This is a genomic window from Halococcus dombrowskii (genome assembly GCF_022870485.1).
GTDB classification, from domain to species: domain Archaea; phylum Halobacteriota; class Halobacteria; order Halobacteriales; family Halococcaceae; genus Halococcus; species Halococcus morrhuae.
In genome coordinates this window covers 647132-670438 of the sequence record NZ_CP095005.1, presented here as the reverse complement: position 1 = coordinate 670438, position 23307 = coordinate 647132, and the positions used below count along the sequence as shown (strand labels likewise).

Genomic DNA, 23307 nt, shown 5'->3' with positions numbered 1-23307 from the left:
AAGGCACTTATTTGTACATAAGGCTTGCGTCACGCGCCGCTCGCGGACAGAATGTTGAAGGTCGACACGGCGCTATCCCCGACATGAGCGAGGCAGCCGGCATCTACACGCGCGAATCCGACTACCTCGATCGCTGCGTGCAGGTCGGCATTGCCGGCGATCGCGTGCTCTCAGTAAGCTTTCCAGCGAGCCTCGCGACCGACGCCGACCCCGAACACCCGCTGCTCGACAGACTGTTCGAATATCTGGCTGGTGCACCCGACGAGTTCGACGACATCGAACTCGCGCTCACCGTCCCGACCGACCAGCGCGCGGTGCTCGACGCCGTCCGAGAGCTCGCCTACGGCGACCAGACCACCGTCGAACAGCTCGCACGGCGAATCCCCACGCTCGACGCCGACGACGACCGTGACCACGTCCGCACCGCCCTCGACGAAAACCCCATCCCGATCCTCATCCCCGACCACCGCGTGCGCGACGGCCCGAGCGCCGCCCCGCCGAAGGTCGAGCAGAAACTCCGCTCGCTCGAAGGACTATAACCCACTTTTTTCTGCGTCGGGTAGCCTCCCTGCGGTCGGCTACCACTCCTTGAAAAACCTGGACTAAAAAGGTCCGCTCACTCGGCCTTCGGCCTCGTTCGCGGTGAACCGCGCTCACTGCTCACGGTTCACTCCGTTCACCGTTCGCTTCCGAGGTTCTCCCTCCGGTCGAACCTCGCTTCGTTCGCGCGGATACGATGTTTTCCGCACCGCCCGCCACCGTACAGCGCCGCCGAAGCCCTCACTCGCTGCGCTCACGGCTCACTGCGTTCGCCGTTCGCGTGGCGGCGCATCACTCCGTTCGCGCCGCCCACCGCTCGTTCGCCCTTCATCCACCAGGAACCGCCACCGCAACCGCGGCGGGCTGCCGCAGCAGCCGAGAGAAACAGAAATACGAGTTTAGTCGCCAGCGTACGTCGCGCCGACTGCTTCGAGATCGGATCCATCGACCGACGAACGGAACCCGGCCATCCCGTCGTCGCGCTCGATGTCGTAGTCGCGGGCGTGGAGATCGGCGACGCGGTCGAGTTCCTCATCCGAGAGCGCGGGCGTGTCGGGTGCAGCGGCCCACTCGTCGACGTCGTCGGTCGTCCGGAAGGTCGGCGTGACCGAGGCGACGTCGTCGTAAGCGAGCAGCCACTGGATGGCGGCCTGTCCCATCGTGCGCTCGCCGTCGCGTTCGAGGAAGCGCAGTTTCTCGACTTTCTCCCAGCCGGTGTCGTACCACTCGTCGGGCCGGAACCCGCGGTGGTCGCCCTCGCCGAGTTCGGTTTCGGGCCTGACCTGCTCGTTCAGCAGCCCCGAGGAGTGCGGGACGCGCGCGAGGATGCTCGTCGATGCGTCGAGATCGTCGATGGTCTCCATGAAGTGCGCTCCTGGCGTCTGCTCGAAGACGTTGAAGACGACCTGGAGGGCATCGAACTCGTTGGCGATCGCCGCATCACCCTCGGCGAGCCAGCCGATCGAGGGGCCGAGCGCCCAGCTGATCGCGTCGACTTTCCCCGACTCGCGCAGTTCGTCGATGGCCGCCAGAACGTCCTCGTCCACCTCGTCGACATCCGCGTTGTGAAGGTGAAGCAGATCGAGATGGTCCATGTCGAGCCTGTCGAGGCTCTTGTCGACCGCCTCGTGGATGTACTCCGGCGTCATCTCCTTGGGAATCTCGCCGTGGCCGGCCTGTGGGTTGTTGTAGAAGTCGTAGCCCACCTTGCTGGCGATGGTGACCTCGTCGCGGTGCTCGGCGAGCGCTTCGCCGATGAGCTCCTCGCTGCACCCGTGGCCGTAGACGTCGCCGGTATCGAAGAAGGTGACACCCTGATCGAGCGCGTGCTGGACCAGGTCGATGCTCTCCTGCTCGCCGCGGTCGCCCCACCAGTCGGTGCCGACGACCCACGCGCCGAACCCGACCGTCGATACTTCGACCCCCGAATCACCGAGTTCGCGGTGCTCCATAGGTCGGTGTTCGGTTCGGCCACACTTAGCGAATGTGGTCGGCGGCTGCCGCGGTGCTGTGCGGCCTGGCGGATGAAGGGCGAACGAGCGGCGGGCGGCGCGAACGGAGTGATGCGCCGCCATGCGAACGGCGAACGCAGTGAGCCGTGAGCGGAGCGAGTGAGGGCTTCGGCGGTGCTGTGGCGGATGCGGTTGCGGAAAGCGTCGCATCCGCGTGAACGTAGTGAACGCGGTTCACCGCGAACGAGCAACGCGAGTGAGCGGATGTTTTTAGTCCAGGTTTTTGCGAGTAGTGAGGGACCTCCGGTCCCTCATACCGTGCGAGCGGGCCTTCGGCCCGCGAGCAGAGAGTGGTTCGCGCGGAGCGCGAACCCGACGAGTGAAAAAGTGGGTTCTATTCCGGCTTCAGTCCCTCTCCCTCGACGCGCATCACGGCTTCACCGTCGGCGAGGTTCGGAGCATCCACGAGGCGGACGATCCGTTTCGTCCCCTTGGATTTGCGGAGATACATCCGGAAGGTCGACTTGTGGCCAAGGATGTTGCCGCCGATCGGTTGGGTCGGATCGCCGAAGTAGGAGTCAGGGTTCGAGGCGACCTGGTTCGTGACGACCGTGGCGGCGTTGAAGAGGTTGCCGACCTTGTCGATGTCGTGGAGATGTTTGTTGAGCTTCTGCTGGCGCTGGGCGAGTTCGCCACGACCGACGTACTCGGCGCGGAAGTGAGCGGTGAGGGAATCGATACAGACGAGTCGGACGGGCCACTCGGAGTCCTCGTGCTCGCTCGCGATGTCCTGGGCCTTCTGGGCGAGGAGGATCTGGTGGTTGGAGTTGAACGCTTTCGCGACGTAGATGTTGTCGAGAATCGATTCGATGAACTCGTCCATCGCCTCGTCGCTTTCGGGACTGCCCTCGATCTCGCGCTGGTCCATCGCGGCGGCGATCGCGTCGTTTGGGAGCCCATGTACCATCTCGGCGATGCGCTCGGGGCGGAAGGTGTCCTCGCTGTCGATGAAGATGGCGCTGCCTTCGAGGCCGCCGTATTCGTTGGGAAGCTGGACGTTGACCGAGAGCTGGTGAGTGACCTGTGATTTGCCAGCGCCGAACTCGCCGTAGACCTCGGTGATCGACTGGGTTTCGACCCCTCCTCCAAGAAGATCGTCGACCTCGTCGACCTGCCACGAGAGCTTGCCGATCTCGTTGCGGTGTTCGAGAACGTCCGCGCCGGTCTCGAACCCGCCGATATCGGCGGCGTCGCGCGCAGCGTTGATGATGTCCGCGGCCGTGCTCTCGCCGATGTCGGCCGTGTTGGAGAGTTCGCCCGGGCTCGCCACTGCGATCCCCTGATAGGAGTCGAACCCCGATTCGGTGAGCTTGTCCGCGGTCGCCGGACCGACGCCAGGAAGACTCTCTAGATCTTCGGTTGCTGCCATACGACCGGGTTGTGCGGCTTCGGTGATAAAGCCTCGTTAACAGCTCGGCGAAAGTGAAGCGACGGATGTCTCGCTCACTCCCAAGGGTGGGTTCCGGTGTCGGGCCAGAGCGGGTACCAGTACTCCTTGTCCCCCTCCACCTCGAGTTCGCCGTCGAGGACGGATTCGAGTTTGAACTCCACGGACGACTCGCGCTCGTTGCCCGGTCGCGGCGCGAACGGGTAGTACGCCCCCCGACGGAACGAGTAGACCCAGTAGACGGGGCCGTTCTTCTCGAAACCAAAGAGCGCCGCGAGCAGTCGCGAGCCGTAGCCGCGTTCGATGAGCGTGTCGGCGGCGAAGTGCACACTCGTCACGAGATCCTCGAAATCCGGATCTTCGAGCACGACCCACTCGTAGCCATGCGAGTCGTCGACAAATCGGGCCTCGGTCCCCGTCTCGACTTCGCCCGCGTCCAGGATCGCCTCGACCTCCTCGACCGTGTCGGCGAAATCCGTGCTGTCGACGCCCGAGAAACAGAGCGCGGCCACACTCGCCGGCTCGAAGCCGAGATCAGCCTCCATCGTGAGGTGGGCCGTGCTCATCCCGAAGAGGTCCTCGGGGTCCGCATCGCGCGTCGCGTCGGCCTCCGCGCTCATCCCGAGCGCCGATCGCAATCCGTCGAAGATTCCCATGCCCACGATCCGTGCGCCAGCGGTAAAAACCGAAGTGATACGACGAACCCCCAGTGCGGAGCGGTCGGCGCGCGGGAGCGCCGGAGGCGCGACTCGTGCGAGGGATGAGCGAACGGAGTGAGCGAATCGGTTGGGGAGGTATGTGGGCTGCGGTCATCGTGGATCAGAAGTCGTCAAAGATCTCGAAAACGTTGCCCGAAACAGTAGCAGTCTTGTTGTCTGACAGGCCAGGTGTAGGCCGCGAACGACGGATCGACGTCCGGTGGGTTTTTGATGGATCGTGGATTTCCATTCGTGTGAATATTCCTGAAAAGTGGACGAACGATACCGTTCATGCGAACGGAATCGAGCTCCAATACTACCGAAATGGCGACGGACCGCCACTAGTCATGGCCCATGGATTCTACGACAACGGGCGATGCTTGCTGCCGCTGGCCGACGACCTCGCGGCGGATTACGACGTCGTGACCTACGACGCCCGTGGCCACGGCCGATCCGACGCTCCCGAAACGGGCTACGATGTCGAGAGTCGCGTCGCCGATCTCGTCGAACTCGTGGACGAACTGGGCATCGACGATCCGATTCTGTTCGGGCATTCGATGGGTGGTGCAACCGTCGCGTGGGCCGCCGCGATGCATCCGGATCTCCCGCGTGCACTGCTGCTCGAAGACCCGGAGGGACTGCTCGACACACCCGAGGTCGAACCCGACGAGCGGGCACGAATGGTTCGTAATAATCTCGCTGGCGGGACGGATCGGTCTGTCGAGGAACTCGCAACGGACTACGATGAGTTCGCTCCTGATGTAGCACGTCGCCACGCCGTCGCGGACACCGAACTCAGCCCGAACATTGCAGAAATTGCTCGCTCGGGCTATCCGACGCCACTGAAAGAAGTGTTCGACGATATCGCGTGTCCGACACTCGTGCTGCGGTCCGATGCCGACACTGCACGCAGGGTTCGTGACCTGAAAGCCGCGGATGCGCTGGCGAACGGGCGACTCGTTCACGTTCCAGACACCGGACATTATCTCTTTCACGACGAATACGATGCTGCACACGCGGAGTTGCGAGCGTTCCTCCGGCGGACGTAGCGGATACCGATACAGTTTGGTCGCGATTGATCTACCGAACGCGTTGCAGGAACCGATCGTGAGACAGCAGGCCCGGTTTCTACGCGGTTTCGAGTTCGCGATCCCGATTGTCGCCAGCCAGTTCGTCGACATCCAGCAGCAGTTTCACGCGCCGTTCGAACTCCGCCTCGGAGAGTTCACCGCGTGCATAGCGTTCCTTCAACACCGCCAGCGCATCGCGATCACGCGTTGATTCCTCGGTATCGGTTTCGTCGTCGCCGAGTTCCTCGTTGTGTACGGTCGCCCACGCGATATAGGCGAAAAATCCGAGAAAGATCACGACGAGTCCAGCGATCGGCGGGGCCGTCGACGCGAGCGTCGTGAGGAGTTCGAGCGCCTGTATCGCGGCCCCGAACCCGAAGACGACGGCCAAAATCCCGCTCGCACTGTGCGGGTCGAACCAGTCGGCGAGGCTCCCCATACGATCGGTTCACGAGACTGTGAAAAAAGCGTTTCGCCGATTCAGGCCGTTTCGAGGTCGCGCTCCATGTCGCGGAGGCGCTCGATGCGGTTCTCGGTCGAGGGATGCGTCGAGAGCAGTTTGCCGAGCGCGCCGGCGCTGACCGGGATGATGAAGAAGGCGTTCATGTCGGCCTGATTTCGCATGTCGTCGGACGGCACCTTGTCCATCCGACCGTCGATCTTCATCAGCGCGGAGGCGAGCGCCGCGGGTTTGCCGGTGATGACCGCTCCACCCCTGTCGGCGGCGAACTCCCGGTAGCGCGAGAGCACGCGCACGAGCAGGAACGACACCACGCCGACGACCATCGAGACGAGAACGGCGACCATCACGGGCGCGCCACCTTCGTCGCTGTCGCCGCTGAACAGCCAGCCCCAGCGGACGATCATGAACGCGAGCGTCGAGAGGAACGTCGCGATCGTCATCACCATCACGTCGCGGTTCTTGACGTGTGAGAGTTCGTGGGCCAGCACGCCCTCTAGCTCCTCACGGTCGAGCGTGTTCATGATCCCCGTCGTGACACAGACGGTCGCGTTCGACGGCGAGCGCCCGGTCGCGAACGCGTTCGGTGTTCGCGTGTCCGAGACCGCAACGGTGGGTTTGGGGAGGTCGGCCTGCTGGGCGAGCCGGCCGATGGTGGCGTGGAGTTCGGGATACTCCTGTTCGGAGACCTCGTGGGCACCCATGCTCCGGAGGGCAAGCTTGTCGCTGAAGAAGAACTGTCCACCCATGAACAGCGCCATGATACCCACGGTCCCGACGAGCCCGATGTTGGAGTACGCGAGCACGCCGAGGAAGACGGCGTACAGCGCGAGCAACAGGACCATCGTCAGTCCCATCCGGGCCCGAAGACCCCAATCGGTCTTCCATTCCATGAACCAGAAGTAAGCGCTCGATTCATAAGATTCCGTCGTTCTCGACCGGGAATCGCAGCGGCAGCCGGGGCTCCAGTCGTGGGAGAAACGCATCGAGACGCGCGTGACACGCCGTTTAACCGCCAGGAGGCGTTACGACAATCAATGAGCCACTCACGCCAGTTCTGTCCCCGCTGTGGCGATCCCGTCGAGATCGAACGCGAGAACGGCGAGCGGACGCCGCTCTGTGCGACCTGCTACTTCGACGAGTTCGAACTCGTCGACGCACCCGATCGCATCGAGGTGCTCGTCTGTGCGACCTGCGGGGCGGTCAGGCGCGGCAACCGCTGGGTCGACGTCGGCGCACGCGATTACACCGAGGTCGCGATCGACGAGGTCACCGAAGCCATCAGCGTCCACGTCGCCGCCGACGAGTTCTCCTGGCAGGTCGATCCCGAACAGGTCGACGAGAACACCGTCCGCATGCACTGCTATCTCTCGGCGATCGTCCGCGGGGAGTCGATCGAAGAGGAGGTGACGGTGCCCGTCAAGATCTCGCGGGGCACCTGCACGCGCTGTGGGCGCATCGCCGGCGACTACTACGCGAGCACCGTCCAGATCCGAGCGCGCGGACGCACGCCGACCGACCAGGAGACTCAGCGTGCGCTCGATATCGTCACCGACTACGTCGCCGAGCGCGAGGCCGACGGCGACCGCGACGCCTTCATCACCGAGATCGACGAGACGAGCGACGGCGCGGACGTCAAGCTCTCGGCGACCAAACTCGGCCAGGGCGTCGCCGAACGCATCGTCCGCCGATTCGGCGGCGAGATGGACGAATCGGCGACGCTCGTCACCGAAGACGAGGACGGCAACGAGGTCTATCGCGTCACCTACGCCGTCCATCTGCCGGAGTTCACACCGGGTGACGTCATCGACGTCGATGACGACGACGGACCGGTGTTGGTCGAGAGCGTCCGTGGCAACCTGAAGGGCGTGCGCGTGACGACGGGCGAGCCCTACGAGGCCGCCTTCGAGGACGGGATCGCACCCGAGGCGACCCGCCTCGGGCGGCGCGCGGACGCCGAGGAGACGACGCTCGTCGCCGTCGAGGACGAGCGGGCCGTCCAGGTACTGGACCCCGAGACCTACGTGGCGGAGACGATCCCGCGGCCGTCGTATCTCGATCCCGATGCCGACACCATCCCGGTGCTCAAGAGCCGAGCAGGGCTGCACGTGCTGCCGGCGGCCGAAACCGACTAATCGCTCGCTGCACTCGTCGACCCATGAACCGCCAGCAGCTGTTCGCCGTCCTGTTCGTCATCCTGATGCTCAGTTCGTCGTTCGCCTACGTGGTCTCGTTCGTCTGATCGGGCCGACCGGGCGCATTTTTGTATCCCGTCCCTGAACGTGGGGCATGCCGCTCGAATCCATCGCGGCCGGCCCGTGGGCGCTGGTGCCGGCGCTGCTGGCCATCTCGCTGGCGTGGTACGTCCGGGACGCGCTCATCGGCCTGTTCGTCGGGATCGCCGGCGGCGCGGTCGTCTACGGTCTCTTTCGGCCCGAAGTCGTCGGCGTGCCGCCCGGGCTCGACGGCCCGTTGGGAACGCTCCTCGGCGGCCTGCTCGGCATCACGGTGATCCCCGAGCTCGTCGCCACGTCGCCGCTGTTCGCCGATCCCTGGTACGTGAAGAACGTGCTGCTCGCCCTCTTCACGATCGGCGGGCTGATGGGGCTGATGATCCGTGCCGGGGCGATCCGCGGCGTGCTGGAGGCGCTCGCCAGCCGCGTCGAATCGCCCGCCGACGCCGAGAAAGCCTCCTTCCTCGCGGGGATCATCATCCACATCGACGACTACTTCAACTGCTTGGTGGTGGGCTCGATGATGCGCCCACTGACCGACGAACACGACGTCTCGCGGGCGAAGCTCGCCTACTACGTCGATAGCGCTGGCAGCCCGGCCGCCCGCCTCGCCTTCTACTCGACCTGGGGCGTCGCGCTCGTCGGGTTCATCGGGGCCGGCATCACCGCCGCCGCGAAACAGAACGTCCTGCCGCCGGGGATGGGTGAGTACGTTACTCGGACCGGCGACGGCCTCCAGGCGGCCACCGACGCCGTCTGGCCGCTGTTTTTCAATACGCTCGGGTTCGCCTTCTACTCGTGGGTCGCGCTCGTCGTCGCCGCGCTGGTCGCCTGGCAGGTACTTCCCAATATCTTCGAGATGGGCGAGGAAGAGGAACGCGCCCGCAACGGCGATGGCGTCGTGGGCCCCGACGACGACCCCCTGGTCTCCGACGAGATGGCGAACTACGAGATGTACGAGGGCGCGACCCCCGACTGGCGCAACTTCGCCGTCCCCGTGCTCACCATCGTCGGCATCGGCCTGCTGGCGATGTTCTGGCGCTCCTCGCCCGTGCTGAACGCACCGCGGATGACGTCCGTGGTCTCGGCGTTCGGCTCCGAGCTGCTCGTCCCCACGGGCGGCCCGTGGTCGCTCAACATCGGCGAGATCCGGCTCGGGCTCGCGTCGATGATGGGGCTGCTCGTCGGCTTCGTCCTGTTCAGAGCCCGCGGCGACATCCCCTCGAACGGCGACGCGACCGACGCGATGATCAACGGGTTCAAGGGGATCTTCCTCGCGGCCGCGATCCTCACGCTCGCGATAACCATCCAGAACACCGTCTCGACGCTCGGCATCTCCTCGTTCGTCACCGACTGGTTCCAGGGCGTCCCCGTGGGACTCATCCCGGTGCTCGTCTTCGCCGTGACGGCGTTCGTCAGCTTCTCCGACGGGAGTTCCTGGGCGACCTACGGCATCATGTTCCCGATCGTCATCCCCGTGGCGTTCACCACCGGCGCGAACCTCCCGCTCGCGCTCGGCGCGGTGCTCTCGGGCGGGATCTTCGGCGATCACTGCTCGCCGATCTCCGATACAACTGTACTATCCTCGTCGACAAGCGGCGCGGACCACATGGTCCACGTCAGAACACAGATCCCCTACGCACTCATCTGTGCGGCGATCGCTGGCACACTCTTCCTCGTGCTCGGCTTCCTCGTTCCGGGGGATTTCTCGATCATCCCGTACTGATCGAGTCGCCGCCCACGATCGATTCGTTCAGTCGTCCTGTGGCGTCCCCGCCGGCTCGCTACTGCCCGACCAGACGCTCGCAGTTCTGTCGATGCCGTTGTAAACGTGTGCGACGAGCGTCGTCACGGCCAGATCGCCGGTGACGTTGTTCATCGTCCGGAGGCGATCGAGCAGCGGATCGACGCCGGCGACCATCCCGACGACCTCCAGCGGGAGCCCCAACTGCGTGAGCACGAGCGTCAGCATGATGAGACCGCTGCCGGGCACGCCAGCGGTCCCGATGCTCGCGAGCAGCGCGGTGACGACGACGGTGAACTGCTCACCGAGCGTGAGCGCCTGGCCGACGAGGTTCGCCGCGAAGATGGCGGCCACGCCCTGATACATCGCGGTGCCGTCCATGTTGATCGTCGCTCCCAGCGGGAGGGAGAAGCTGTAGATCTCCTCGTCGATGCCGAAGTTCTCGTCGGCGTTGCTCATCGTCACCGGGAGTGTGCCGCTCGACGAGCGAATGCTGAGCGCCGTCACCATCGCCTCGCGCGCCCCGCGGAGGAACGCGATCGGCGACTCCCCGAGGACACCGCGCTGGATCACGAGGAGATACGTGAGCCCGATGTGGATGCCGACGGCGAGCGCGAGCGCGCCGATGAGTTTCGCGTACGGCACGATGGCGTCGACGCCCGCCGTGCCGAAGGTGGCGGCCATCAGCGCGAACACGCCGATGATGCCGAACTCCATGACACCCCAGACGATCTTGAACATCGCTTCCGCGCCCGCCTCGACGACGTCGAAGATCGTCTCGACGCCGCGGTGGACGGCGGTGTCGGCGTCGAACTCCTCCTGGAGAAGTGCGAGCGCGATGCCGAAGACGAGCGTGAAGAAGATCACCGGCAGGATGTCGCCTTCGGCCATCGCACCGAGCGGATTCGTCGGTACGATTCCCAGCAGGACTTCGCCGATGTTCGGAGCCTGTTTCGTCTGGACGTCCGTGCTGACGACGTCGAGGCCGACGCCAGGATCAACGAGGTTGCCGACGGCGAGCCCGATGACGATCGCGATCGCGGTCGTCACGATGTAACAGAGCACTGTGACGCCGCCGATCCGTCCGAGCGTCGACGGCGTGAGACGCCGTGCACCCATCAACAGCGTGAAGAAGACGATCGGAACGATGATCATCTTGAGCAGTCTGACGAACAGGTCGCCGATCGGCTGGAGCGCCGTCAAGGGTTCGCCGCCGATCAGCCCCGCCAGCGAGCCGAGAACGAACGCCACGCCGATACGGTAGACGATCGGTATCGAGCGATAGCGTGACCAGAGAGACGATGCCGAGGATGACATACACTGTCGTCCATGCGAGATAGCGATGAACGTTTCGGACGATCCTCGTACTGAAGCACGCTATCATCGGCCAATCGAAGTCGGCCGAACCGATGCGCTCACAGCGTGGGTTCGCCTCAGTCGGTGCCCCAGACGTCCGCGAGCGGGTGGTCGTCCGGGTTCGATCGGCCGCCCCGCCCTGATCGTCGGCCCTGTCGTCGTGATCGGCTGGAACCACCGCCGCCGCCGGAATCGGCGCTGCCAGCGCTCGCCGTATCCGGATCGAACGCTGGCAAATTTGGACTGCTCATCCGATCGACCTGGGCGGCGAACCAGTCGGGCATCGCACCGCGCGAGCGCTCGAACAGATCGAGCAGGCTCGAATCGGCGAGATACGTCCGCCCGAAGTCCTCCGGCGAGCGCACGACGCGGCCACAGGCCTGGATGACGGTCTTGAGCGCCGTCCGGTAGTACCAGCCCCACTGGCCGTCTTCGAGCCGGCGGGCGACGCGCGAATCGCGCGTGTTCGGGTACGGAGCCTTGCAGAGCACCTGCCAGCGCGCGCGGTCGTCGGCCAGATCGAGCGCCTCCTCCATCTTCACCGAGACGAACAGTTCGGGATCGTCGGTCGCGAGCCACGAACTCAGCTGTGCGTCCCTGTCGTCGCTGTCGTGCGTTCTGATGCGCCCATCGACCCCGAACTCCCGGAGTCGGTCGGCGAGGCGCTCGGCGATCGCGTAGGAGTGGGCGTGGACGATCCCCTTCTCGTCGTCGTGTTTCGCCAGTAGTCGAACGAGCAGTCGGGCGACCTCCGGAATGGTGTCGTCGCGATGCTCATAGGTCATCTTCCCCTGGGTCACGTCGTACAGCGGGCGGTTCTCGACCGGAAACGTGTGGGAGATGTCCACCAGCGCGGTCTTTGCGGGATCGAGACCGACGCCGCGACAGAACCCTTCCTTGTCGAGGATCGTCGCCGAAAGCAGGGCAAACGTGTTGCCGCGCTCCCAGACGGTGTGGTTGAGATATCGCTCCGGCGCGAGCGGCTTGATCGTCACTGGGCTCCCCTCGCCCGCGCTGTCGACGACCCAGGTGCTCGCGCTCGCCGGATCGCGGTAGTCCGAGACGAACCACTTCAGATTCGAGATGAGCTCCTGCAGGCGATCGCGCTCGGTGACCTCGGCGATCGAGAGCTCTTCGGCCCCCACGAGAGTGTCCTTCCGGCGCGTACAGACGTCGACGAGCCGGTCAGCGAACCGTGCAGCCGCCTCCGGACCGTCGATCTCGGGGATCGTGATCTCGTCCCAGACGGGTACTGTGGAGGGGCGGAGATCGATCGTCGCGTACATCTCGGCCCATTCGGCGAGCCCGTGTGCCTCGTCGATCACGACGACATCGCGCCGGCCGAAGGACTCGGAGCCGGCGGTCTGCATGAAGTAGGCGAGCGTCATCGCCGCGATCGAGCGGTTCGAGGCGATGGCACGATCGGAGAAGTACGGACAGCGATGGCGGATCGAGCAGTCGAAGCCGCTCTCGCGGGCGCACGGCGCGCGATCGACGGGGGTATCGGTCTCGCCCGGAAGAAGGCAGCTGTAGTTGCGCTTGCCACGGATGACCTGCAGATCGGAGAGCAGCGGATCGGCAGCGACGTCGTCGAGCTGGGAGACCTGCGGGGTGGTGTAGTACGCACCGATAGCGTCCTGGGGATCGGCCTCATCGGGTTGGCGCGCACAGCCGGCGATGGCACGGGCAAGCAGCGACTTCCCGGAGCCGGTCGGCGCGCGCACGAGCACGACGTCGTTGTCCGATTCGAGCGCCTCACCGATCTTTCCGAGCGCTCGCTGCTGGTTGCCGCGATAGGAGGGAGCGGGAAACTCGGCAGTGAGGCGCGCGGGGTCCACACGAACGAAACCGCTGCCCGGCACGTAAACCCTCCGAGCGATGCGTACCGTCGGAGCGACGCATCCGGATCACTCGCCACGGAATCGCGCTACGCTCGCTCGTCGAGGGCCGCGACGTCGTCAGCCCGTGGATTGTCCGGGAGTCGATCGATGCAGTCGTAACAGAGGAAATGCTCCGAGTCGTCGGTGAATTCGAGCGTGAGACCGCCGCTCTCGTCGCCGCCGAACGTCCAGAGGTTGGCGACGCCGCCGGCGATCTGCACCGACCGCCCACAGCCGTCACACGGCTCGGTGGCCATGATTGTGATCGGGTGTGGGCGCGGATAGCACTTTCTCAACGATGATGGCTTGAGGAAACTGAACTCGATGATCTGGTTGGCTGTTGTGACTGCCCGCACAGCACGACTGCTGACGACAATGAGAGACCGCAACCGCCCCGCACGGCCCACATACCTCCCCAACCGATTGCGCTCCTCGCTCGCTTCGCTCGCTGCGGTGCTCATCCCTCGCACGCCGATCCGTGCTCGGTGCTCGCCGGCGAGGCGCTTCGCGCCTCGCGTTGCTCGCACACAAGCGCGAGCGCGCGCCACCGCAACCGGTGTTCGTTGGATCGAGGAATTTCCGGATCGGTCGCTACCGTCGAGCGTGAACTTATGGCCTGTCCGCTCCTCGCGTCCCTATGCGCGTTCTGGTCACTGGCGCGACGGGTTTCGTCGGCAGTCGGCTCGTGCCCGCACTTCTCGCGGCGGATCACGAGGTAGTCGCGCTCACCCGCGACGCCGACGGCTACGACGGGCCGGCCGAGGACGTCCACGAGGGCGACATCCTCGATCCGGGGAGCTTCGAGGGCGCTCTCGACGGGATCGAAGCGGCCTACTACCTCATCCATTCGATGGACTCGGGCACCGGTTTCGCCGCCCGCGATCGGAAGGCGGCGCACAACTTCCAGCGCGCGGCGAGCGAGGCCGGCGTCTCGCGGGTGCTCTATCTCGGCGGCCTCGGCGAGACGCGCGAGCGACTCTCGGAACATCTCCAGTCGCGCCGCGAGGTCGAGACGATCCTGGAGAAGGGGTCGTTCGATCTCACGACGCTTCGAGCGGCGATCATCATCGGCAACGGCTCGTCGAGTTTCGCGATGGTCGAGCAGCTCGTCCACCGCCTGCCGGTGATGGTCACGCCGACCTGGGTGCGCACCGAATGCCAGCCGATCGCCATCGCCGACGTCGTGGGCTATCTCGTCGGCGTGCTCGACGTTCCCGAGACGGCCGGCGACACCTACGAGATCGGCGGTCCGGAGGTGCTCAGCTACCAAGAGCTGCTCCGGCGCACGGCCGCGGTCGCGGGGCGATCGCTCCACATCGTCCCGGTGCCGGTGCTCTCGCCACAGCTCTCGGCCTACTGGGTCGATCTCGTCACCAGCGTCCCGAAATCGGTCGCTCATCCGCTGATCCTGGGGCTGAAAAACCGCGTCGTCGTCACCGACACGCGCATCGAGGAGCTGCTCCCGATCGAGCGCACGGAGTTCGAGACGGCAGTCGAGCGTGCGCTCGGCGTCGCAGCCGAGCCCGCGCCCGAACGCCCCGCCGAACGCGCGCGAGCGGACTGATGAGCGGCCCCGAGTTCGGCGAGACGTGGACCTACGAGAGCATCGTCGGCGCACTTCCCGGCATCGAGGTCTCGACGACGCTCGCGCTCGCCATCCAGCTCGGCGTCTTCGAGGTGGGTGTGATCGTGCTCGCCTGGTACTACGACCTCTGGAACGTCGCGCTCGCGGGCAGCGCAGCCGTCTTCGTCGCCGGCATCGGCTCGATCGAGATGGTCCGCGTCGCCCGGCGCATCCGCAGCGTCGAGATGCCGGGAGCCTATCGCCGACTACTGTTCGGCTCGAACATGGAAGTCGTGCTGGCAGTGCTGGCTTTCTGCGCGATGCTTACCTACCTGTTCGTGCCCAACCCCGCGAGCGGTCGCGCGCCGTTTCTCGATCGCCTTCTCGGGCCGAACCCGCCCGTCCTGGTCGTCTACTTCCTACTCATGGTGCTCTGGGACGTCTGCTATCGCATCGGCACGGGCTGGTGGGCGACGGTGACGGCCGTCTGGCGCTCCTACCGATACGTCTTCGACGACGAGACCGCACGAACGCTACTGCGGGCCGACGTCGAGACGATCGCGTTCGGCCTCGTCCAGCTACTGTTGGTACCGTTCGTGCTCGATTACCCCGTCCTCCGTGCCGTGTTGCTCGCACACGTCTCGGCGGTGATCGTTGTGACGAGCGTCTCGCTGTGGTTGCTGTGGCGAAGCGAGGAGGGCGATGCGGGCGCTACTGCGATTTGATCTCGCGGAACTGCGCGAGGAGATCCTCGGTGTCGGCGTCCGCGACGTCGTACTCCACGGTTCCCTCGTAGTCGCTGCGCTCGTCGTCGCTACTCGCATCGACCGCGCTGGCTTTCTCCTCGCGGCGCTGGTGTTCGGCCGCGTCATAGGCACCCATTGACATAGTGATACACAGTACCGTTGTTCATTCACAACCATGAATGTATCGGTGGTCGGGATGCCGACAGGCCGACACCGACCAGTACGATCGACACGGGTAAACGCCCAGCCTGCCTCGGGAGACCGTGGCCGGACCGCTCCGTTTCCGTCGTTCCCACGACCACTGGGATCTCGCTCGTCTCCGTCGTGACCTCCACGAACCGCTCGATGCGTCGATCGGTGCACGGCTCACGACCCCCTGGTTCAAACCGCCGCGTGGCTACACCGGTCGCCGACTCGAAATGGACAACGGCGACCGCGCGCTTTTCCTCTGGAACGACGACGCTTTCTGGCTCGGCAACACCCAGACCCCGGAAGCGCTCTGGCGCACCGAGAAGTACGATTTCACTGAGGTTCCCTACCCCGTGTCGCGCTGGGCACAGCGCGAGCTGCTCGCCGAACTGAAGCTCCAGGACCCATGGCTCGCCCGGTACGAACACCTCTCGTGGTTCTTCCTCCCGGTGTTCTTCTCGAAGGACGGCCGCGAGAGTACGCGCACCTTCTTCGCCGACCACGCCGCGGGCTTTCCCGACGCCGACCGCGACGCGGCGCTCGGCTTCTACGAACGGTTCCTCTCGACGGGCGCGCTGGACGACTACCGCTACACGATGGCCTCGAAGCTCGGCACCAGCGAGCGCCTCGATCGGACCCGCATGAGCGCGACGATGGCCGAGTTCAACGCCGCGAAACTGCTCACCGACGCCGGCTACGCCGTCCGTCCGGAGATCGAGCTGGACTCGGGCTACGCGCTCGACTTCCAGGCGACGAGAAACGACGAGGGCACGCTCGTCGAGGTCACGCGACCGAGCCGTCCGACCGGCCGGGCGGCCGACACGCCGACGGCGGCCGCCCGCGAGACGGCGCTCTCGAAAACCGATGGCCAGCTTGCCGCCCATCCCGAGACGGTGCTGTTCGTCGACTGTAGCTCCTTTCGCGACGACGAATGGGCCGCCCTCACGGGCGAACAGTCGGGCGTCGGCTACCGTCCGACGGTCGTCTTCCGCGCACGACCGGACGGCTCCATCACGGGCTATTGCGACGGTGAGATGCCGCTCGATCTCACTGCGGCCGGCATCGATCCGTAACTACGCGCAGTTCGCCATGCCTCACAGCGAGACCGGCTCGTGGCCCTCGACGCCGAGCGCCGTCGGATCGCGGTCGGAGTAGTTCTTGCGACCGATCGCCCCCTCGCCGATCGCGCTGTAGGTGGTGAGCCGTGCCTCTTCGGCGGACTCGAAGGTCATCGGTTCCACGCGGGAGAGCGCATCGCCGAAGGTCTCGGAGCCGTTCGGCAGCGAGATTTCGAGATCACCGTGGGCCGTGATGAGCTCGTCCGTCGTGATCGGGTAGCTGTGCGCATCGAGTCGCTCGTCCACGTCCGTCATGAACTGCATGATAGATCGGGATAGTCGAACCTTCATAAACGTTGTCTGGAGATTCCGCCCGAGACCTAGTAGATCATCTAGGAGTGGGATCGCCCAGAACGGACTTATTCGCGGCCCGCTTCCATCGGCCAATGCCGGTTGCCGACCTCCACGTCCACACGACGAACTCGGACGGCCGGATGGCACTCGCTGACGTCCCCGATGCGGCCCGGACGGCCGACGTCGGCGTGGTCGCCATCACCGACCACGAACGCCTTCATCCCGATCTCGAAACGCCGATCGACGATCTTGCCGGCACGACGGCGATCCACGGCATCGAACTCCGCGTCGAGACCGAGAGCGGCCAGGTCGACCTGCTGGGCTACGGCGTGGCCCCGACCGCGGAGCTCCGCACGGAGCTCGATCGGCTCCAGAACGACCGCATCGAACGCGGCCGGGCAATCATCGACTGCGTCGAGGAACGCCTCGACTGTGATCTCGCGCTCGAACCGACCGAGGGGATCGGTCGCCCGCATATCGCCCGCACCATCGCCCGCAGCGACGCCGATTACGACTACGAGGGCGCGTTCGCTGAGGTCATCGGCAACGACTGCCCCTGTTTCGTCGCGCGCGATCTCCCGACGTTCGAGCGCGGCGCGGCGCTGCTCGCCGATGCCTGTGGCGTGGTCTCGCTCGCGCACCCGCTTCGCTACGACGATCCGGCGGCCGCGCTCGCGCTCGCGGCGTCCGATCACGTCGACGCCGTCGAACGCTACTACGATTACGGCCGTCCGGTCGACGTCGCACCCGTCACGCGGGCGATCGAACGGCATGGACTGCTCGAAACCGGCGGCAGCGACGCCCACGACGGCGTCCTGGGTCGGGCCGGCCTCGATGGAGACGAGTACGACGCGTTCCGCGAACGGCTGGCCGCGTCGCTCCCCGAGGGTGTGCCACGACCGTGAGCCGGCAATCGCAAGCAAATGACGGCGCACGGTCGGGATAGCGGAGGGTTCAATGCCCGTCGCTTCCAACCCCGGCTGATGCAGTGTCACTACTGCGACCGCGAGGCAGACGTCGCCGTCGAGAAGGACGCCCTGAAGGTCGGCCTCTGCCGCGAACACCTCCGCGAACGCCTGAGCGAACTCGCCGACGACGACGCCCTCGCCGGCCTGCAGGACGAGCTCGACATCGACCGCTCGGACCGCTGATTTTCACGATGATCCCGATTTTCGCACCGCGAACAGCATCGCGTGAGCCACGTCGATGTCCTGCGGACCGGTGATGCCGTCGTCGAGCCGCCCGCGCGCCCGGAACGCGTAGATGCCGGGGCCGACGTCACCGAGACGGAGCGGGCCGTCGCCGGGCGATTCGTCGGGACTCTCCCCACCGATCCCGACCGTCCAGGTGTACGATTCGCCCGAGCGGAGCGCGACCGGATTGGCCTCGTCGGCGCTCGACCCGTTCGTGGGCGCGACGAGTCGCCAGCCCTCGTCGGTGAGCCGTGTCACGAGACCGCCCGAGATCACGTAGAAGGCCGCCCCGGAACCGACGCGCTTGATCGTGAACTCGACGAGATCGGGCGGCGGATGCGCCTCACGTTTCGAGGCCGTGTAGTTGATCGCCTTCGGCCCGTCGTCATCCTCGCGGTAGCAGATCGTGCGTTTCACCGCATCGAAGTCGAAGCTCTCGAACGTCGGGCAGTCGTACTGGCCGAGCGGTTTGGTGGGCTTGACGGGTTTCGGCGGGTCGTCCTCGTCGAGGCCAAGCGTCGAGCGCACGCCACCGAGACAGCCGGTCGTCGTGACCGCCGCGAGCGTGACGAGTGCGTCCCGACGTCGCATAGCTGCCCTCTGGCGACCGGCCGCATAACCCCTCGGCCGGGCATGCGCGGGTGCATATACGAGAGGAGGGGAAGAGACGAGAGGAAGGGAGGAGGCAGCGAGTCGGGACAGCGACTATCAGTGTCGGCCGCCACACATCGCTCGATGCCCATCAACGACTCCGACATCGACTGGAGCGCAATCGACCCCGACGACACCGGTTTCCGTCGTAAACAGCTCGGCGCAGCCGCCGGTGGCGACGATATCGGTTGTAGCCTCTACGAACTGCCGGCCGGCGAACGATCGTGGCCCTATCACTACCACACGAGGAACGAGGAGGCGCTGTACGTGCTCTCCGGAACCGCCACGCTGCGCCTCGACGACGAGGAAGAAGCTCTCAGACCGGGAACGTACGTCGCCCTTCCGACCGGTCCGGAGTACGCCCATCGCGTCGTCAACGACGGCGACGAACCCGTCCGATATCTCGTGATCTCGACGATGGACGAACCGGACGTCGTCGGCTATCCCGACGCGGACGCGCTCGGGGTCTACGCCGGCATGCCGCCCGGTGGCGACGAGGATGAGCGCGTTCTCTCGGGGTTCTTCCGCGAGGACGACGATCTCGACTTCGGGGACGAGATCGCCGACGGTTGACCTTGCACTCGACGGCAGAAACGATAGCCCAGCACACACCCTCTTCGTATCTGCGATGATGGATACCAACGATATCGACGCGGGAACGGACGTCTACGACGTCAACGGCGAAGAGGTCGGCACCATTGCCGACGTCGAGAACGACACGGCGTACGTCGATCTCGACCCCGGACTGACCGACGAGGTGAAGGCGAATCTCGGCTTCGGCGACACCGACGACGACACCTACGCGCTGCGCGACGAGATGGTCGATACCGTCGACGACGACGGCATCCATCTCCAGGGCACACACTGAACCGACGAACCGACGGGATTTTTCGCGCGCCGGCATCAAGGAGCAGTATGCCCGAACAGCCGCGACTCGTCTACGACGACGACTGTGGGTTCTGCACGTGGTGTGCCGACTGGGCCGTCAGGAACGGCGATTTCGAGCCCGTCGGATTTTCCGAACTCACGCTCGACGAGCAGCACCGCCTGCCCGATGAGTACGAGGACTGTGTCCATCTCATCGCCGACGAGACGGTCTACTCCTGCGGGAAGGCCACCGAGGAGGTCCTGCTACGCATGGGGAAGCTCCCGACCGAACCGTTCACGTTCCTGAACGGGTTCGCCGACTACGAGCGGCTCCGCGAGGATGCCTATCGGTTCGTCGCCGACCACCGCGATCAGTTGGGGAAGGTCGTGAGCGCTGACGCACCGATACGGCGCTGATCGGACGACTCCACACGAAACGACCCGGACTAGCACCGTTCAGAGCGAACGCTCGGGATCGCCGTGGAGGAGCATGTCGCTCGCGATGCGCTCGAACAGATCGGCATCGACATCACGCACGATCCGGGTCCGGGGTTTGCCATCCGTGATACCGTTGACGTCGACGAGGCTGTAACCGCGCGTCATCCCCTCGCGCTCGTCGACGTCCACGTACAGCGTCTCGGCGTCGGTGACGAGTTCGGGGTGAAGCATGCAGGCGGCGGTGAGCAGGTCGGGCTGGGTCGCGCTCGGTTCGCCGGTTCGCTCGCGGTTCATCTCGCGGGCCCGTTTCGAGATCTCGGCGAAGAAATCGGCGTAGGGCGTGCCGCCATCGTCGAGGCGAGCGAGGGTATCGGCATCGAACGTACCGTCGCGAACACAGAGCCCCCAGTCGACGAGCGTGACGTCGCACTCGCGCAGGACGACCTTCGCCGCGTCGGGATCGACCCAGAAGTTGAACTCGGCGGCGGGCGTGTCGTTGCCGAACGTGCCGACCGCCCCGCCCATAACCCAGATCTCGTCGGCGAGCTCGTCGAGGTCGGGTTCACGCTGGAGTGCGAGCGCGACGTTGGTCAGCGGGCCGATACAGACGAGCGTCACCTCGCCCGGCGACTCGCGGAGGGTCTCGACGATCGTATCGACGGCGTGGCCGTCGGCCGACGGGATATCCGTATCGGCGACGAGATCGCCGCCGAGACCGGCCTCGCCGTGGACGTGGGTCGCGTGTTCGATCCCCTTGACGAGCGGCGTGCGTGCACCCTCGTAAACCGGGACATCGCCGGCAGCATCCGCGAGTGCCAGGGTATGTTTGGCGTTCTCGACTTCGTGCTCGAACGGGACGTTGCCAGCGACGATCGTCAGCGCTTCGAGCTCGATCGATTCGGCCAGCGCCGCGAGCAGGATGGCCTGGGTGTCGTCGCCGGCAGTGTCGGTGTCGAGCAGGACGCGTCGGGTCATGGACACAAAAGACAGGAAGGTGACTTAACAGTTCATGCTAGTTGAACATATATGATGGATTTTATAATATAGGATCGAACTGATAATCAAGGCATATTATAGAACAACAAGTGGTTTGGTTTCAATATATTAATACGGTTAGATACAACCAGCCAGAATGATCTCTGCACAGTTATTCGTAGCAATTTCAGGTATAGTATCAGCATATATTGGATTTTTCATAGGAAATTCATCGGTTGAGCAATTCTTATGCAAGATATCAAGATTTATCGCGATACTCTCATTGCTTGCTACAGATGAACATTCGAGGTATGTGTTTAGCGCAGTCCGTTCGTAGATGCCTCTGCACGTGATTCTGGTTCCTCTCCTCCGAGTATCGACATCAGTTGATCCGGCGGATCGAGTCCCTGTCGTTCCCACGTCGCTACCATCGTCGAGAGCGTTTCGTGGATGCGGACTCCGGTTTCCGACCGGAGTCCGCCGAACATCTTCCGCATCACTACCTGCTCGCGTAGAGCGCGCTCTGCGCGATTATTCGTCGAATCAACGTCCGGTTCCGTGACGAACGTCAGCCAACTTCCCAGCCCGTTCCTGATCTTCTCGACTAGTTGCGTCACTTCCTCGGTCTCGTAGCCCGCTCTGATTAACTCCTCCAGACACAGCGAGGCCTGTGCCCGCCTCCGCTCGCGGACGGAGGCGGGCGGGTCCTCTTCGTCGAACGCGGTCAAATCCTCGTGGAGGTCGTGTAGTACCTCCGAGATCGGCTCTGCTTCCTCGTGCCGTTCAGCTACGTACTTCGCCTCTCGTAGAAGGTGCGCCCAGCACCGCTGGAGTTTGCCGTGATAGCTCGGATACGCCGACCAGCCGTCACAGCTCAAAGTGGCGTCCTCGGCGAGTTCGTCGCCGAGGACGTCCTCCAGTACCTGACTTCCGCGGCTCTCGTCGATCGTATAGAAGACGTCCTCGTCGGTCACGAACGTCCAGACCCAGTGCTGGTCGCCGTCGACCGGAAAGCCAGTTTCATCGCAGTAGATGACGTCGCTGTCACGGACGCTGGCTCGAACGTCCTCGTACGCGGGTCGCAGCCGGTCTGCGACCCGCTCGGTCATGTTGTAGATCGTTGCCGGTGAAACCGGATGGTCGAGCTGCCAGTCGAACAGTTCGGCCTGCTTCCGGTGCGGAAGCCGGCCGTGATAGCGGAGGAGAGCGGTTTGGGCCAGCAAGCGTGGCCCAAACCGCCCGGTCTCCGGGCAATCAGGATGTTCGGCGACAACTTCGTTGCCACAGGAGCACTCCTGCTTTCCGAGCTCGTATTTCGTGACTTCGGTCGGGATGGGAAGCGGAATATCGACGATGACGCGGGAGACGTACTCATCGGGATCGGTGAGAACGCAGTCGCAATCGGGACAGTACGCCTCCCCGACCCGGACGGTCCTGTCCGGTTCGGGTGGTGGCCGGGTCGTTCCGTCGTGACCGGAGTTGCGTCCGGGTCCGGACGAGGAGTCGCTGGCGGCGTCTGCGTCGCCGCCAGCTTCGTCGTTCTCGTCGTTTTGCTCGGAATCGTCGTCCTGTGGCTGTTGTCCAGCACCGCCCTGCTTGCTGGACGGTGTGTGGGCGTTTTCGTACTTCTTGAGGCGGTTTTCGAGCTCTTCGATTCGTTCGTTCTGCTCGGCGTTTTGCTGGCGAAGAAACGCGTTCTCAGCGAGAAGAGCGAGATCTCGTTGGGGAAGGATCATTCGACCCACAGAACGGATCGCCGGGGTCGAACGACCCGGCGATCCGTCAGGCCCGGAAAGCACGATTAGCGGCTGTTCGTCCTGCTCTTCCCTGAGAGCTACGGTTTCGACTCGACTGTTCCGCTAAACACCTACCATTCGAGATCTGTAATATGGACGAATATGAAGAATACAAGAATTGTATTCAACCAGATAAAGAACGATATGGCTAGCGTAATGAAAAAAGATAGTAACATATCCATCGTTTTGAAACTGATAAATATGGATTCCGGACATGCGATTTTTAAAGATATGTACAAAAAGATTGTTTCAATTCTCTCCTTTATTACGAAGCAGATGATCTACTGGGGAATATTCACAGTTGTATATGCTGCTGTTGTCTTTTCTCTCGCAGGCCAGATGTATTCATATCTGTCTCTTCCATTCACATGGGTATTTGCTCCAATATTGATCTCGGTTTTTGGATACAGCGTTGGGAAAATTATTGGTGTTGCTTGGACAGAAGCAGAAAATATGCCGACATATTATCGTACAGAACGGAAAAAGTTTGAGTATAAGTTGAAAAGTAGCGACATTCGAAAAATATATCTTGGCCAGAAGATTGAGCATCTTCAAAATACAGTCCAAGATTCAGAGTAGTTATTTATACTTTGTGA

General features: G+C 64.2%; 26 protein-coding genes. 13 read left to right on the top strand and 13 right to left on the bottom strand.

Features of this window, described 5'->3' with window-relative positions; translation table 11 throughout:
• Positions 1-83: 83 nt before the first annotated feature.
• Positions 84-539, top strand: a complete 456-nt coding sequence (locus MUK72_RS03625; RefSeq protein WP_244704035.1) for an MGMT family protein — start codon at positions 84-86, stop codon at positions 537-539.
• A 399-nt stretch (positions 540-938) separates the two neighbouring features.
• On the opposite strand, the gene MUK72_RS03620 is transcribed toward MUK72_RS03625, so the two are convergent.
• From MUK72_RS03620 to pspAB, 3 genes are all read right to left on the bottom strand, one after another.
• Complete coding sequence (locus tag MUK72_RS03620; protein WP_244704033.1) at positions 939-1991, bottom strand: aldo/keto reductase; 1053 nt, start codon at positions 1989-1991, stop codon at positions 939-941.
• Between the two features lie 394 nt (positions 1992-2385).
• Positions 2386-3420 (bottom strand): DNA repair and recombination protein RadA, encoded by a 1035-nt coding sequence (gene radA / locus MUK72_RS03615; RefSeq protein ID WP_244704032.1) that lies wholly within the window; start codon positions 3418-3420, stop codon positions 2386-2388.
• 74 nt (positions 3421-3494) lie between these two features.
• On the bottom strand, positions 3495-4094 hold the full coding sequence (pspAB, locus tag MUK72_RS03610; protein WP_244704029.1) for a PspA-associated protein PspAB: 600 nt from the start codon (positions 4092-4094) through the stop codon (positions 3495-3497).
• Between the two features lie 296 nt (positions 4095-4390).
• Here pspAB and MUK72_RS03605 point away from each other — a divergent pair, with 296 nt between their 5' ends.
• The gene (locus MUK72_RS03605) at positions 4391-5185 is read left to right on the top strand and encodes an alpha/beta fold hydrolase (RefSeq protein ID WP_244704027.1); all 795 of its coding nucleotides are present in this window, start codon (positions 4391-4393) and stop codon (positions 5183-5185) included.
• Between the two features lie 79 nt (positions 5186-5264).
• Here the strand turns inward: MUK72_RS03605 and MUK72_RS03600 are convergent, their stop codons facing one another.
• The gene (locus MUK72_RS03600) at positions 5265-5645 is read right to left on the bottom strand and encodes an SHOCT domain-containing protein (RefSeq protein ID WP_244704025.1); all 381 of its coding nucleotides are present in this window, start codon (positions 5643-5645) and stop codon (positions 5265-5267) included.
• 41 nt (positions 5646-5686) lie between these two features.
• Positions 5687-6559 (bottom strand): zinc metalloprotease HtpX, encoded by an 873-nt coding sequence (htpX, locus tag MUK72_RS03595; protein ID WP_004054343.1) that lies wholly within the window; start codon positions 6557-6559, stop codon positions 5687-5689.
• Between the two features lie 144 nt (positions 6560-6703).
• Between htpX and MUK72_RS03590 the strand changes: the two genes are divergently transcribed.
• Together MUK72_RS03590 and MUK72_RS03585 are read left to right on the top strand one after the other, a co-directional pair.
• Positions 6704-7801 (top strand): 60S ribosomal export protein NMD3, encoded by a 1098-nt coding sequence (locus tag MUK72_RS03590; protein WP_244704023.1) that lies wholly within the window; start codon positions 6704-6706, stop codon positions 7799-7801.
• 154 nt (positions 7802-7955) lie between these two features.
• Complete coding sequence (locus MUK72_RS03585; RefSeq protein WP_244704021.1) at positions 7956-9626, top strand: Na+/H+ antiporter NhaC family protein; 1671 nt, start codon at positions 7956-7958, stop codon at positions 9624-9626.
• 27 nt (positions 9627-9653) lie between these two features.
• On the opposite strand, the gene MUK72_RS03580 is transcribed toward MUK72_RS03585, so the two are convergent.
• The 3 genes from MUK72_RS03580 to MUK72_RS03570 all read right to left on the bottom strand — a co-directional run bounded on the left by MUK72_RS03580 (position 9654) and on the right by MUK72_RS03570 (position 13137).
• On the bottom strand, positions 9654-10961 hold the full coding sequence (locus MUK72_RS03580; protein WP_244704019.1) for a dicarboxylate/amino acid:cation symporter: 1308 nt from the start codon (positions 10959-10961) through the stop codon (positions 9654-9656).
• A 116-nt stretch (positions 10962-11077) separates the two neighbouring features.
• On the bottom strand, positions 11078-12838 hold the full coding sequence (locus tag MUK72_RS03575) for an ATP-dependent DNA helicase (RefSeq protein ID WP_244704018.1): 1761 nt from the start codon (positions 12836-12838) through the stop codon (positions 11078-11080).
• An 89-nt stretch (positions 12839-12927) separates the two neighbouring features.
• Complete coding sequence (locus MUK72_RS03570; RefSeq protein ID WP_004054353.1) at positions 12928-13137, bottom strand: DUF7561 family protein; 210 nt, start codon at positions 13135-13137, stop codon at positions 12928-12930.
• Positions 13138-13517: 380 nt separating this feature from the next.
• Between MUK72_RS03570 and MUK72_RS03565 the strand changes: the two genes are divergently transcribed.
• Positions 13518-14444, top strand: coding sequence for an NAD(P)H-binding protein (locus tag MUK72_RS03565; RefSeq protein ID WP_244704016.1), 927 nt, complete (start codon positions 13518-13520; stop codon positions 14442-14444).
• Entirely contained in the window at positions 14444-15169 is a 726-nt protein-coding gene (locus MUK72_RS03560; protein WP_004054357.1) for a DUF7530 family protein, read from the top strand. The genes MUK72_RS03565 and MUK72_RS03560 overlap by 1 nt, the downstream gene beginning before the upstream one ends.
• On the opposite strand, the gene MUK72_RS03555 is transcribed toward MUK72_RS03560, so the two are convergent.
• The gene (locus tag MUK72_RS03555; protein ID WP_239640569.1) at positions 15156-15332 is read right to left on the bottom strand and encodes a DUF5786 family protein; all 177 of its coding nucleotides are present in this window, start codon (positions 15330-15332) and stop codon (positions 15156-15158) included. The genes MUK72_RS03560 and MUK72_RS03555 overlap by 14 nt on opposite strands.
• A 121-nt stretch (positions 15333-15453) precedes the next feature.
• On the opposite strand from MUK72_RS03555, the gene MUK72_RS03550 reads away from it, so the two are divergent.
• Positions 15454-16452 carry a DUF5784 family protein gene (locus MUK72_RS03550; protein ID WP_244704014.1) on the top strand — a complete coding sequence of 333 codons (999 nt, stop codon included), beginning with the start codon at positions 15454-15456 and terminating at the stop codon, positions 16450-16452.
• Positions 16453-16473: 21 nt separating this feature from the next.
• Here the strand turns inward: MUK72_RS03550 and MUK72_RS03545 are convergent, their stop codons facing one another.
• Entirely contained in the window at positions 16474-16761 is a 288-nt protein-coding gene (locus tag MUK72_RS03545) for a DUF5789 family protein (RefSeq protein WP_244704012.1), read from the bottom strand.
• 122 nt (positions 16762-16883) lie between these two features.
• Here MUK72_RS03545 and MUK72_RS03540 point away from each other — a divergent pair, with 122 nt between their 5' ends.
• On the top strand, positions 16884-17696 hold the full coding sequence (locus MUK72_RS03540; protein ID WP_244704010.1) for a PHP domain-containing protein: 813 nt from the start codon (positions 16884-16886) through the stop codon (positions 17694-17696).
• A 78-nt stretch (positions 17697-17774) separates the two neighbouring features.
• A complete protein-coding gene (locus MUK72_RS03535; protein WP_004054369.1) occupies positions 17775-17942 on the top strand; it encodes a DUF6757 family protein in 168 nt (55 codons plus the stop codon).
• 3 nt (positions 17943-17945) lie between these two features.
• On the opposite strand, the gene MUK72_RS03530 is transcribed toward MUK72_RS03535, so the two are convergent.
• Positions 17946-18575 carry a hypothetical protein gene (locus MUK72_RS03530; RefSeq protein WP_244704007.1) on the bottom strand — a complete coding sequence of 210 codons (630 nt, stop codon included), beginning with the start codon at positions 18573-18575 and terminating at the stop codon, positions 17946-17948.
• A 144-nt stretch (positions 18576-18719) separates the two neighbouring features.
• Here MUK72_RS03530 and MUK72_RS03525 point away from each other — a divergent pair, with 144 nt between their 5' ends.
• The 3 genes from MUK72_RS03525 to MUK72_RS03515 are packed head-to-tail and all read left to right on the top strand — an operon-like array spanning position 18720 to position 19919.
• Positions 18720-19208, top strand: coding sequence for a cupin domain-containing protein (locus tag MUK72_RS03525; RefSeq protein ID WP_244704005.1), 489 nt, complete (start codon positions 18720-18722; stop codon positions 19206-19208).
• A gap of 58 nt (positions 19209-19266) precedes the next feature.
• Entirely contained in the window at positions 19267-19503 is a 237-nt protein-coding gene (locus tag MUK72_RS03520) for a hypothetical protein (RefSeq protein WP_343750063.1), read from the top strand.
• 47 nt (positions 19504-19550) lie between these two features.
• Complete coding sequence (locus MUK72_RS03515; protein ID WP_244704001.1) at positions 19551-19919, top strand: DCC1-like thiol-disulfide oxidoreductase family protein; 369 nt, start codon at positions 19551-19553, stop codon at positions 19917-19919.
• Between the two features lie 39 nt (positions 19920-19958).
• Here MUK72_RS03515 and MUK72_RS03510 read toward each other — a convergent pair whose 3' ends face one another.
• A complete protein-coding gene (locus MUK72_RS03510) occupies positions 19959-20915 on the bottom strand; it encodes a nucleoside hydrolase (RefSeq protein ID WP_244703999.1) in 957 nt (318 codons plus the stop codon).
• Positions 20916-21232: 317 nt separating this feature from the next.
• Positions 21233-22651, bottom strand: coding sequence for an IS66 family transposase (gene tnpC / locus MUK72_RS03505; RefSeq protein ID WP_244699194.1), 1419 nt, complete (start codon positions 22649-22651; stop codon positions 21233-21235).
• 162 nt (positions 22652-22813) lie between these two features.
• On the opposite strand from tnpC, the gene MUK72_RS03500 reads away from it, so the two are divergent.
• On the top strand, positions 22814-23290 hold the full coding sequence (locus MUK72_RS03500; RefSeq protein ID WP_244703997.1) for a hypothetical protein: 477 nt from the start codon (positions 22814-22816) through the stop codon (positions 23288-23290).
• The last annotated feature ends 17 nt before the right edge of the window (positions 23291-23307 follow it).

Bases quoted from the DNA above. Each gene is read 5' to 3' on its own strand.
- MUK72_RS03625 (WP_244704035.1), top strand. From the start codon at position 84: ATGAGCGAGGCAGCCGGCATCTACACGCGCGAATCCGACTACCTCGAT.
- MUK72_RS03620 (WP_244704033.1), bottom strand. From the start codon at position 1,991: ATGGAGCACCGCGAACTCGGTGATTCGGGGGTCGAAGTATCGACGGTC.
- radA (WP_244704032.1), bottom strand. From the start codon at position 3,420: ATGGCAGCAACCGAAGATCTAGAGAGTCTTCCTGGCGTCGGTCCGGCG.
- pspAB (WP_244704029.1), bottom strand. From the start codon at position 4,094: ATGGGAATCTTCGACGGATTGCGATCGGCGCTCGGGATGAGCGCGGAG.
- MUK72_RS03600 (WP_244704025.1), bottom strand. From the start codon at position 5,645: ATGGGGAGCCTCGCCGACTGGTTCGACCCGCACAGTGCGAGCGGGATT.
- htpX (WP_004054343.1), bottom strand. From the start codon at position 6,559: ATGGAATGGAAGACCGATTGGGGTCTTCGGGCCCGGATGGGACTGACG.
- MUK72_RS03590 (WP_244704023.1), top strand. From the start codon at position 6,704: ATGAGCCACTCACGCCAGTTCTGTCCCCGCTGTGGCGATCCCGTCGAG.
- MUK72_RS03585 (WP_244704021.1), top strand. From the start codon at position 7,956: ATGCCGCTCGAATCCATCGCGGCCGGCCCGTGGGCGCTGGTGCCGGCG.
- MUK72_RS03580 (WP_244704019.1), bottom strand. From the start codon at position 10,961: ATGTCATCCTCGGCATCGTCTCTCTGGTCACGCTATCGCTCGATACCG.
- MUK72_RS03570 (WP_004054353.1), bottom strand. From the start codon at position 13,137: ATGGCCACCGAGCCGTGTGACGGCTGTGGGCGGTCGGTGCAGATCGCC.
- MUK72_RS03565 (WP_244704016.1), top strand. From the start codon at position 13,518: ATGCGCGTTCTGGTCACTGGCGCGACGGGTTTCGTCGGCAGTCGGCTC.
- MUK72_RS03560 (WP_004054357.1), top strand. From the start codon at position 14,444: ATGAGCGGCCCCGAGTTCGGCGAGACGTGGACCTACGAGAGCATCGTC.
- MUK72_RS03555 (WP_239640569.1), bottom strand. From the start codon at position 15,332: ATGTCAATGGGTGCCTATGACGCGGCCGAACACCAGCGCCGCGAGGAG.
- MUK72_RS03545 (WP_244704012.1), bottom strand. From the start codon at position 16,761: ATGCAGTTCATGACGGACGTGGACGAGCGACTCGATGCGCACAGCTAC.
- MUK72_RS03540 (WP_244704010.1), top strand. From the start codon at position 16,884: ATGCCGGTTGCCGACCTCCACGTCCACACGACGAACTCGGACGGCCGG.
- MUK72_RS03535 (WP_004054369.1), top strand. From the start codon at position 17,775: ATGCAGTGTCACTACTGCGACCGCGAGGCAGACGTCGCCGTCGAGAAG.
- MUK72_RS03530 (WP_244704007.1), bottom strand. From the start codon at position 18,575: ATGCGACGTCGGGACGCACTCGTCACGCTCGCGGCGGTCACGACGACC.
- MUK72_RS03525 (WP_244704005.1), top strand. From the start codon at position 18,720: ATGCCCATCAACGACTCCGACATCGACTGGAGCGCAATCGACCCCGAC.
- MUK72_RS03520 (WP_343750063.1), top strand. From the start codon at position 19,267: ATGGATACCAACGATATCGACGCGGGAACGGACGTCTACGACGTCAAC.
- MUK72_RS03515 (WP_244704001.1), top strand. From the start codon at position 19,551: ATGCCCGAACAGCCGCGACTCGTCTACGACGACGACTGTGGGTTCTGC.
- MUK72_RS03510 (WP_244703999.1), bottom strand. From the start codon at position 20,915: ATGACCCGACGCGTCCTGCTCGACACCGACACTGCCGGCGACGACACC.
- tnpC (WP_244699194.1), bottom strand. From the start codon at position 22,651: ATGATCCTTCCCCAACGAGATCTCGCTCTTCTCGCTGAGAACGCGTTT.
- MUK72_RS03500 (WP_244703997.1), top strand. From the start codon at position 22,814: ATGAAGAATACAAGAATTGTATTCAACCAGATAAAGAACGATATGGCT.